10 protein-coding genes and 1 pseudogene are annotated in these 10,390 nt (G+C 47.9%); 4 read left to right on the plus strand and 7 right to left on the minus strand.

What is annotated here, in order from left to right; all coding sequences use genetic code 11:
- Nucleotides 1-13 precede the first annotated feature (13 nt).
- The gene (locus tag TY10_RS21270; protein ID WP_042167958.1) at nucleotides 14-637 is read left to right on the plus strand and encodes a DsbA family oxidoreductase; all 624 of its coding nucleotides are present in this window, start codon (nucleotides 14-16) and stop codon (nucleotides 635-637) included.
- A 156-nt stretch (nucleotides 638-793) separates the two neighbouring features.
- Here the strand turns inward: TY10_RS21270 and TY10_RS21275 are convergent, their stop codons facing one another.
- The 5 genes from TY10_RS21275 to TY10_RS21295 form a co-directional block, all read right to left on the minus strand.
- Entirely contained in the window at nucleotides 794-1,342 is a 549-nt protein-coding gene (locus TY10_RS21275) for an OsmC family protein (protein ID WP_042167960.1), read from the minus strand.
- 29 nt (nucleotides 1,343-1,371) lie between these two features.
- Nucleotides 1,372-2,046, minus strand: a complete 675-nt coding sequence (locus TY10_RS21280; protein WP_042167962.1) for an amino acid ABC transporter permease — start codon at nucleotides 2,044-2,046, stop codon at nucleotides 1,372-1,374.
- Nucleotides 2,047-2,230: 184 nt separating this feature from the next.
- Nucleotides 2,231-3,055, minus strand: coding sequence for an amino acid ABC transporter substrate-binding protein (locus TY10_RS21285; protein WP_052350690.1), 825 nt, complete (start codon nucleotides 3,053-3,055; stop codon nucleotides 2,231-2,233).
- 195 nt (nucleotides 3,056-3,250) lie between these two features.
- Nucleotides 3,251-4,201, minus strand: coding sequence for a LysR family transcriptional regulator (locus tag TY10_RS21290; RefSeq protein WP_063510457.1), 951 nt, complete (start codon nucleotides 4,199-4,201; stop codon nucleotides 3,251-3,253).
- A gap of 276 nt (nucleotides 4,202-4,477) precedes the next feature.
- Nucleotides 4,478-5,569, minus strand: coding sequence for an LLM class flavin-dependent oxidoreductase (locus TY10_RS21295; protein ID WP_238327854.1), 1,092 nt, complete (start codon nucleotides 5,567-5,569; stop codon nucleotides 4,478-4,480).
- A 221-nt stretch (nucleotides 5,570-5,790) separates the two neighbouring features.
- On the opposite strand from TY10_RS21295, the gene TY10_RS21300 reads away from it, so the two are divergent.
- From TY10_RS21300 to TY10_RS21310, 3 genes are read left to right on the plus strand one after another with little or no spacing between them, the layout of a single operon-like run.
- Nucleotides 5,791-6,786: an oxidoreductase gene (locus tag TY10_RS21300; protein WP_042167966.1), complete on the plus strand. Its 996-nt coding sequence runs from the start codon at nucleotides 5,791-5,793 to the stop codon at nucleotides 6,784-6,786.
- A gap of 36 nt (nucleotides 6,787-6,822) precedes the next feature.
- Nucleotides 6,823-7,671, plus strand: coding sequence for a transporter substrate-binding domain-containing protein (locus TY10_RS21305; protein WP_081735405.1), 849 nt, complete (start codon nucleotides 6,823-6,825; stop codon nucleotides 7,669-7,671).
- A gap of 46 nt (nucleotides 7,672-7,717) precedes the next feature.
- Entirely contained in the window at nucleotides 7,718-8,347 is a 630-nt protein-coding gene (locus tag TY10_RS21310; RefSeq protein ID WP_238327860.1) for an amino acid ABC transporter permease, read from the plus strand.
- A 707-nt stretch (nucleotides 8,348-9,054) separates the two neighbouring features.
- Here TY10_RS21310 and TY10_RS21315 read toward each other — a convergent pair.
- Together TY10_RS21315 and TY10_RS30835 are read right to left on the minus strand one after the other, a co-directional pair.
- Nucleotides 9,055-9,630 (minus strand): hypothetical protein, encoded by a 576-nt coding sequence (locus TY10_RS21315; protein WP_052350691.1) that lies wholly within the window; start codon nucleotides 9,628-9,630, stop codon nucleotides 9,055-9,057.
- Between the two features lie 167 nt (nucleotides 9,631-9,797).
- Nucleotides 9,798-10,390: pseudogene (locus tag TY10_RS30835) on the minus strand (hypothetical protein); the annotation flags it as partial.

Genomic DNA, 10,390 nt, shown 5'->3' on the forward strand with positions numbered 1-10,390 from the left:
GGAGTAATGATTCATGACGTTAAAGCTGCAAGTTTATTCCGATTTCGTATGCCCGTATTGCATTCTTGCCGAAGGCGAGCTGGAGGCGGCTGCCGCCGAAAAAGGAATTGAGGTTGAATATGTGCCTTTCGAGCTCCGTCCTTATCCGACGCCAACACTGCGTCCCGAGGGCGAGCATATTACAAAGGACTGGAAGGAGCGCGTCTACCCGATAGCGGCAGAGCTAGGCATTCCGATCGTCAAACCTCCCTTCTCCCCTCAACCGTATACGCATTTGGCCTTTGAAGGCTATCAGTTTGCTATCGAGCAGGGTAAAGCGAAGGCCTATAATAAACGAATGTACGAGGCCTTCTTCCTGGAGAGTAAAAATATCGGAGAAATTGATGTGCTGACTGAACTGGCCGGCGAGGTTGGCCTGGACAAAGCCGCCTACCGCAAGGCGCTGGAAGAGCGAACATACCGTGAGAAGCATCGAGAGGCGCTGCACCATGCTTATTATGTCGCCAACGTCAGCTCGGCGCCCACCTTTATTATCGGAGAAACGGTTATTCGGGGCATGGCATTCAAGCAGCAATTTCTGGAAGCCATTGAACGCGAGCAGCAGCGGCAGTTGGAACTGGAGTCTGCCGCTGGCTGAGTACAAGCTCACACAGCCGATTGTCTGCCAGTCCACTTGCGATAGAACGACAAAAAAGCAGGAAGCGCGCATGATGCTCGCTTCCTGCTTTTTTTACTACGCTTTACTATCGTCGATAAGGCGCTCTGCTGCTATTCCATTTGTTCGCTAGCCTTCTCAGACCTGCTTGCGGCGTTTCTGCTTCGTCCGCACGAGCGTCCCCGCTACTTGCTGCGGCTGCTGCAGCAGGTTTAATATCGGACAAGCCAGCTCGACTGCCTCATGGAGCGCCGCCAGCTCCTTAGACGAAGCGCTGGACTCAATGCGCAGCGTGTACGCAATATTATGAAGGTAGACCGGGATATGCTCGTAGCCCGGCTTTCCTGCGAGCGGATGCATATTGCCCGTTACCTCCACCTCTACGGCTTCAAGCGGCACGCCGCGCTCCGCCGCTTGAATCAGCGTAATATGTGATAGGCAGCTTCCCAGCACACCAAGCTGAAGCTCAGGTGAGCTTGCCCCGAGCTGATGTCCTGCAAGCTCTGGGCCGCTGTCACTGATGATTTGAAAATCACGAATCCGGATTTCACGCACGCCGCTTCGTCCAGCGACCCGGATCCCCGCCTTCAATTGCTGATGAGGAACCTCTTTCTCCTGAACCAGCCGCAGCTTGCGGGCGTCCAGCGCCGATTTCTTGTCCTGCAAATAATCCGTTATCCCGCTCATTCCCCTCACTCCTCCTTCGTCATCACCCGTTATACTTCATGGCCGTACGGGCGGTTGACCTTTTTCTCCATAGCGCTTTGAATATAGCCATACACGATGGCGGCCAGCCAATACAGGATAGCAGCCGCCAGAAATGATTCCAGAAACTTGTACGTATCCGCCGCCATCAGCTTCGCCTGCGCCATCATCTCGGTTAAGCCCAGTGTAAAGCCCAGCGACGTCTCCTTCACAACGGTCACGAAGGTATTGCCGAAAGAGGGCAGCGCAATGCGAAGCGCCTGCGGCAGAATAATCCGCCGCATGCTCTGCCAGCGGGTCATCCCAATCGATTGAGAAGCCTCCCACTGACCGTAGTCGATGGAGCGGATCGCCGCCCGGATAATTTCCGCCAAATACGCTGCACAGTTCATTGTGATGCCGATTACCGTAGCCCAGTATGCATTAATCTCGCCGAAGGCGGGAATTAATTGAGGCAGTCCGTAGTACAAAATAAATAATTGCACGAGCAAAGGCGTTGCCCGGAAAAAGGAAATATACACCTTTGCCAGAGGCGCGAGCAGAAACAGCTTGCGCCTGATCGCCGTCTCCAGCACCAGCCCCAGAACGAGTCCGAACAGCATCGAGAGCACAGCGATCGTCATGGTCAAATACATGAATTGCAGCAGCCGGGGAAGCGCCGACAGCAAATATACCAGATCAAACATAGATGGCCTCCTCCCCTTCCAGCGCTATCGATATTAGGGTGTGTCTGAGAACTCTGAGGGCAGCAAATTTTGCTGAATTTTCGTTTCATGCAAGGCGCGTTTGTGAAGGCGTACCCGGGGGTACAACGAAGCAGGGGGCGGAAAGGCGGTGAAAGGTGCCACTGAACGGGTTTTCAGACACGCCCTAGTTATCGGGATTGGTCAAATCCTGCGTAAACCATTTTTTCGAAATCTCGGCCAGCTTGCCGTTCTCGCGAAGCTTCTTAAGCGCATCATTCACCTGGTTAACCAATTCCTTATTTCCTTCATTATTCAGGAATGGATTGGCGGCCGGAATCGTCGTCAATTGCTTGCCGCCCAGTTGAAGCGGCAGCTTTGTTTTATTAATCGTGCCGAGCGCCGATGCCTTCGTTGCGAAAGTCGCGTCGATGCGCCCGATTGCAACGTCCTGGAAGCCTGCTTCAGCGGTCTCATAGTTCACGATTTCGATCTCCCCGTTCTTATCGAACTCCTTAACCAGGTTCGCGAAGTTGGTGCCGGACTGAATGCCGATCTTTTTCCCCTTCAAGTTTTCCAGCGACTGAATGCCCTCATTGCCTTGCTTCACAACAAGCTGCGCACCGGAGTATACATAAGGCTCGCTGAACAGATACTTTTGTTTACGCTCCTCGGTCACAGCGATGGAATTCGCAATCGTATCGATCTTCCCTGTATCCAGCAATCCGAACAGGCCGCTGAATTCCGACGTTTTCCACTCCACCTCGTAGCCTGTCAGCAGAGCAATTTCCTGCCACAGATCCACTTCAAAGCCTTCTAGCTTATTCGTCTCACTGTTCTGGAACACGTAAGGATAAAAGCCTCCCGTCGAGCCGATGACCAGCTTTTTGCCCGAACCCTTCGCTGACGCCCCCGCCTTTTCCGATTTCTCTCCGCATGCCGTCAACAGCAGGACGAAAGCCAGCATGAGCAATGCGACTGCCTGTAAAGTTCCTCTTTTCTTTCTGTACATGTCTGAACACTCCTTCACTTGTCATTTTGTCGGCCCTATCCGCTGCGCAGCCCGCTCGGCTTATTCTCTACCGGACTGCGTCACAGCTAGGGCACCCCCTACGTTTCACAGTTAACCTATGAATTTAATGGGTATTTAGGCCGCAAAATGATTATAAAGGCGCTCTTCCTTCCTCATCCAATACCAAAATCAATATTACTTTAATAATTCCAGGCCTATAATGGAGCGCGAGCTCTCCCCAACCGCCGTCGTACTTGCCAAGCGCTGCTGCAGCTTATGGAAATATTCGATGACATAAATACGGAAACGCTCAAAACTTGGCGACAGCTCCTGCCGCTCCGACCAGGTCAGACTAATTGTGCGAGAGCAGTTCGGGTCCGCGATCCGCACCGATACCGTCGCAGGGTCCGTACTGTCCATGTCCCAGAGTGCGGGAATAAAAGCAGCGCCGATGCCTGCACGGACAAGCTTATGGAGCAAGGCCGGGTCCTCCACTTCAAAAATAACGTTGGGCGAAAATCCCGCTTTAAGGCACAGCCCATCCGTCGCATCCCGCAGCCCGAAGCCGGCTTTCAGTCCAATAAAGGCTTCCTTCTCAAGCTCAGCCAAATGCACCGATTCCCGGGAAGCAAAGCGATGGCCAGCCGGTACAAGCAGTCTCAGTTCTTCGGTGAGCAATGTAATACTGGTTGTGTTCGGAAGCTCAATGGGCGGGGCGGACAAGCATAGATCAATTTCCTTATCCTTCAACAGCTGTTTCATCGAATTATAGCAGCCTTGCTGAAACCGGAATCTCGTCTCCGGATGCTTCGATACGAATGTCGCCAGCATTTCCGATACCATGGGCAAATGAATTGAGGCTACCGTAATGACTTCCTCATACCTGCCGGCAATCCGCACCGCTTCTCTTTTTCCTTTCTCCAGCTCGCTGAAGGCGCGCTCCACATGCTGTAAAAAGATTCTTCCGGATTCATTAAGCCGAATATTGCGTCCAAGCCGGTCGAATAACGCAACGCCCAGATCCTCCTCCAGCCTTGCAATCGTCTGGCTCAAGGACGGCTGCGCAATATTCAGCTCTTTAGCTGCTTGTGTAATATGCTCCCGGCGGGCAACCGTCTGGAAATACTTTAATTGCAACAGGTCCATTCTCCATCTCCTCTTCTCTCTTGAAATCGCCAGCAAAAAAGCAAAAAAAGCCGAAGCAAGGTTGCTTCGAGCCTACAGAGGTCTGTTCGACTTATGATATGGAATCAATTGTATGATTTTATCATTAATCCCATTTTAGACATGTTAACAGGATTGGTCAATACAAACTATTAGAGATACGAAAGGAAATGACAAAGACGCTTGCTCCGTACGCTTGAAGCGTGTAGGTCAAACGTCATTTTTTTAGCTGATGAGTGTTGGTTAATTGGATAAAAGCTAGCGAAGCGGTCCGCCCGTTGTTTCGTTGACGGCCGTCGTTGTTTCGCACAGCGCTCGCCGTACAGCTGGCATCACTTCAGCCGCCAGCAGCTCAATGGAACGGGCCACTTTAGCGTATGGTATGCCTCCGATATCCAACTGCAGCAAATATCGGCTGTGCCCGATCCGTTCATGCTGATACAGGATCTTTTCCACGATTTGCTGGGGACTGCCGACTGCCAGCGCCTCATTCGCACTCGTTGACAGCTCGAACTGCTCACGTGTGAGGCGATCAGCCGGATTGCGTTTTTGCATAATATGTTCGAAGTAATTGGCGTGATACGGGAAATATTCATCCAGTGCCTGCTGCGAGGTACGCGCTATATATCCGTGTCCGCATACGGCGATCGGGAGCTGATCCGGTGTATAGCCAGCCGCTTCGCCAGCCGCCCGGTATGCATCAGCAAGCGGCTTCAGCCGGTTCGTATCGCCGGTAAGCTGAGCAAATGACAGCCCTGTTCCGAGTCTTCCTGCCCGCTGTGCACTCTCCGGCGTTCTGCCCACTCCGATCCATAGCGGGAGCTTCCCTCTCGATGGCCGTGGCGCGATTCCCGCTTCGATAAGCTCAGGCCGGAACCGGCCGTTCCAAGACAGCTTCTCCTGGGCATTAATTTGAAGCAGAAGCTCAATCTTCTCCTCAAACAAAGCATCGTAATCGTCCAGCTCATAGCCAAATATCCGGTATGTATCCAGAAACGCCATTGCGCCGCGGCCTGCAATGAGCTCTGCTCTGCCGTCCGACAGCAGGTCGAGCGTTGCGAAATCCTCGAACAGCCGCACAGGATCTGCCGTGCTTAATACGGTCGTCGCACTTGTCAGCTTAATGCGCTTCGTATGCTGGGCAATCGCAGCCAAGACGACGGGCGGTGCCGTCACCGCAAAATTCGGCGTATGATGCTCCCCCAGCCCAAACACATCAAGACCCGCTTCTTCAGCAAGCTTTGCTGCCGCCACAATTTCCTCCAGCCGCTGCTTCGCGCCAATCGGCCGGCCGCTATGCGGATCATGGTTCAAATCGCCAAACGTATAGACACCAAATTCGAAGCTCAAATCGCAATTCCTCCCTTTCGTCAGCCATAATCAGGCATCGCTTCCTTCTCTCTATCTTAACGGGCGGCTGCGCGGGAACTCCAATATCAAATGACATATTGAATTCATAGGCTGGAGCAATTAAAGCAATAGCGAACTTGATATTGGATTTAATCGCTTCGCTCCTCCTATAATTACATCCATAGTAATCCTATATGAATAAAATGAAAGGAGATGGCTCCATGACCGTATCTTTGCATTCCCCGGGCCAAATCAACAAGCTCCAACTCAAAAACCGGCTCATCCTTGCGCCGATGCAGCAGCACAGGGGTACGCCTGAAGGACATGCGACGGACTATCATGTCCAGCATTACGGACGTCGTGCAGCCGATGTCGGCCTGGTCATTATCGAATCAACCGCCGTATCACCTGAAGGCCGGCTGTACCAAGACGATATCGGCATCTATTCTGATTCCCATATCAAGCCATTAAGCGAGGTTGTAAAAGCCATTCACGCTCAGGATGCGCGCGCCTTCATCCAGCTGTCGCATGGCGGACGCAAATCGAAGCCGCTTCCCGGCGAAAGGCTGCTCGCTCCAAGCTCTATTGCCTTCAACGACGAATACGGTCTGCCCTTCGCGGCTAGCGAAGCTGAGCTTGAAGTCCTTATCGACCGTTACCGCAGAGCTGCGCTTCGCAGTCAGGAGGCCGGGTTCGACGGCATTGAGCTGCATGCCGCCCACGGCTATTTGCTGCATCAATTTCTATCGCCTGTTGCCAATAGACGTACGGATGCTTACGGAGGAAGCGCGAAGGGCAGGCTTCAATTCGTCCTGCGCGTCGCAACTGCAGTACGTGAGGCGGTTGGACCAGACTATCCGGTGCAGATTCGGGTATCTGCGTCGGATTATGATCCGGCTGGCCTGATCCCGCTGCAAATTGCGGATATTGTTAGCCAGTTGGAGCCGCTGATTGATGCCGTCCATGTTAGCTCCGGAGGCATCACGCCTATCCGCCCGCTGGACGTTCATCCCGGCTATCAGATTCCATATGCGGCCCTTTTGAAATCCAACACAGCGTTGCCAATCATCGCCGTCGGAGGCATTCATGGGAAAGCGTTGGCTGAACGCGTCGTCGCCGAGCAGCTCACAGATTTCATTGCAATCGGTCGGCCGATGCTGGAGGAGCCGGACTTCGCGGGACGGCTGCTCGGCAAGCAGCCCTCTTCCATCCAATAATTTTGCAACATCCACACTACGATAAAGGCGGTTTTCATGATGTCGATTGCAAAAAATAAAGGGTACATATTCAGAAGATTGCTGGCAGGAGCAGCCCTAGCGGCCGCCGCCCTCTCGCTGTTGACAGCTTGCGGAGCGAAAGCGGATAAACCGGCTTCCGGCTCGCCGAAAGAACAGAAAATCGTCCGTATTGGAACAAATGGCGCCTTCTATCCTTATACCTTCAAAAATACGGAAAATGGAGATAAGCTCGAAGGCTATGAAATCGAAATTTGGGAGAAAATCGCGGAGAAGCTGAACTTCAAAATTGAATATCAGCTGACTGATTTTGCAAGTCTGTTCGGAGCGTTGGAATCCAAGAAAATCGATACGATCGTCAATTCGATCGCACTGTCCGAGGAGCGAAAGGCCAAATATTTATTCACCGATCCTTACGTTTACTCAGGAGCCCAGTTAGTTACCCAAAAAGATAACAAGACCGTCAACTCGCTTGAGGATCTAAAAGGCAAAAAAATCGGCGTCGTAGCAGGCAACAAAATTATGCTGAACTATATTAAACAGGCTGATCCTGATGGGAAAATCGAAGTAGTCATCTATGAGACAGGAGAAGGCGCCTTCCGCGACGTCTTGCTTGGCAGACTAGACGCAACCTTTTCAACTAAAGCCGCTGCGCTTGCTCAGATTAAAAAAACCGGCCAGCCGCTTCGTCTAGCAGGCGAACAGTTCGTCGTCATTCCGGCGGGAAGTCCTTTCCTGATCACAGACGATAACAAAGCTTTCGTCGAAGAAGTGAATGCTGCTCTGAAGGGTTTGCGCGAGGATGGTACGATCACAAAAATAGCTGAGAAATGGTATGGCGAAGACATAAGCAAGCCAGCGGAGTAAGGAGATGAACTTCGACTTCGCCTACTTTATAAGAAGCCTTCCACAATTGTTGAGCTATCTGCCCCTTACGTTTATGCTAGCGGCGCTGTCTATGGTGTTCTCCGTTATGCTGGGCATTCTACTGGAATCGATGATCCGCTCGCGGATCAAAGCAGTGAGCACTGCGGGCAATGCTTATATTTTATTTTTCCGCTCCACCCCGCTGCTCGTTCAGCTCTTCCTGCTCTATTACGGGCTGCCGCAAATCTTTCCCGCACTAAGCGCTATGAATGCCTTCCAGGCTACAGTTATCGGGATCAGCTTGAATAACGGTGCCTATCTGGCGGAGATTTTCCGGGGAGCAATCGACTCGGTCGACCGTGGTCAAGCAGAGGCTGCGCAATCCATCGGCATGACGCGGATACAGACGTTCCGGCGCATCGTTTTCCCGCAGGCTTACCGGGTTGCCTTGCCTTCGCTTGGCAATACATTTCTCGTCATCATCAAGGAAACCTCGCTCGGCTTCACACTGGGCTTGACCGAAATGATGGGCCAGGCGAAGCTGATGGCCGCCGATACCTTGAAGGTGATGGAAGCCTTTCTCTCCGTCAGCCTGCTCTACCTCGTAGTCGCCCTCCTCTTCGGCAAATTGCAGGGATTGCTGGAGAAGAAGGTGGGTAAGCCTTATATACAGTAGGAATATAAAGTCCTTAAATAATAATCCGCAACGCAAAAGGATGTCCGTGTGAAACCGACATCCTTTTCTTATAGCCAATTATACTGCTGATTTTTGAGAAGATCTAAATAATTTGCTTCAGACGAAAAAACACAATTATTTCCTCGCTTTATATAACATACTAGGTTCTTTAATCTATCAGAACTTTGGACTCCAGATACTTCAGCTATTTTCCCCAAAATCCAATTATCATGAATTTTACGACCTCTCAAATTCTACTAAATAAATATATTCAATTTCTTATATGTCACTAATGTATCTCCTTTATCTAATGTAGTTTCCACAAAGATATTATTATTTCTTTTGCTTTGAAATCGACAGTTCGCCCCATCTTATTGGCGAAAAAGTAATATTCTCAACATATTTAATAAGAATATTAGATAAAACTATTTTTTATTCTGATCATCCAAATAGTTGATTTGTTCCAGAAATTCATACCGGAATTTATCCTTTTAAAGTAGCTCATTAACATGATCGTTTTCCTTGCTGCGGAAATAAATTAATAAAAAGTGGAGCCAAGTATGCATCCATTTCCGTCAATTTATTAATTACTTTGCCACTAGTATCTGTTACAATATTTATTAATGAAGATGCAGCCAAATGATATTCTTCATTTAACACAATAGCTTGAGTATTTAAATATGATATTTTTTATAGAAATATTGCTTCTAAAATGCTTTATTATAGCTTTCATATTTTTCTAATGCAGTTGCAAATCCTTGACCTTGAATACTCATAATTTCATACATAGTATCAATTTGTTCTTTGGTTGGTTTCTTATTTTCGAAGATTCTATTAATCTTTTCATATTGGCCATCATTAATGAAGTTCAGAATATTTTGTGTTATTTTTAGACATGTTTGCTTAGCATGGAACTCTTTAGCAAGGGCTCTGTAGGCAAAAATTATTTCTTGTTCTTTATTGCCGATTTGATAATCAAAATTCTCAATTGGAGAAAAAAGCTTTGCGTCATGGTATCCACAGAACCCAGTAAATGTTGTTGCTTTCTTTCTTCCTTCTTTTTTCATCTCGGAAACTAAACTATCCTCAAACTCAACATTGAATTGCAGTACTAATCCATCTTGAGAAATTCTATTTAATATTCTATTGTTTTGAATTGAATGTGCCTTAACTATCTCAGAACTACAATTACTGTCACTATGAAAACATCCCTTCCATAGTGATTGATTTCTTATTTTATTATAACTCTCTTTTCTAATGCGGGATTCATTTTGCTCCCCCATAACTACTCCCCTTTCTTTTCCCCATAGCTTTTTTTGTCGATTTTACAGTTACATGGCGTTCTATTCTGTACTTTTTGTATAGATGATCTCTCAGCTTTTCCAGAAATATATGAATGTAAACTAAAGAAGGACAAACCTAATGGCGTTCTCCTTACATATATTCTCCACTATTTATTTAATAAATTTTGTAACTTAATTTTATCAACATAGTATTTCTCAGCTAATTCTTCTGTGAATTTATTAATTTCATTACCTATATTCATCATATTGTGAACTTCAAAGTTTCTTGTTAGAATAATATTGCCTAGTTCAATAGTCTTCTCTTCTATAAATTCTTTAGTAATCTCTATCTGAGGTGGGGATTTGAGAAATTGAACCATTTTTTCACTTGTAATTTTTCCATTATAAATTTCAAATTTATTAGTATCAAACTTAGTGAACATATTCTTATTCACTATTTTTAAAGATGGCTTGGTTCTATTAATAAAAGTACTAAATGATGACTCGTCTACAATATATACACCATTAATAAAAAGAGGCGTGCCAATCATAGAAGTTGTTAAAATTACTCTGAATGTATCTTTAATAACCTCATTTTCACTAATTTTTAATTGAGTTCTAACATAATCCATGTTCTTTATGAAATAATCTGCTATCCTGTTAATTTGTGCAGTTTCCTCGTATAACTTATATAAATGATTTGCATGTTGTCTTGTAGTATAAGGTTGAACGTGTGCTTTACATTCGACGAAAAAATAAT

Source organism: Paenibacillus gorillae, from assembly GCF_000513275.1.
Lineage (GTDB): Bacteria > Bacillota > Bacilli > Paenibacillales > Paenibacillaceae > Pristimantibacillus > Pristimantibacillus gorillae.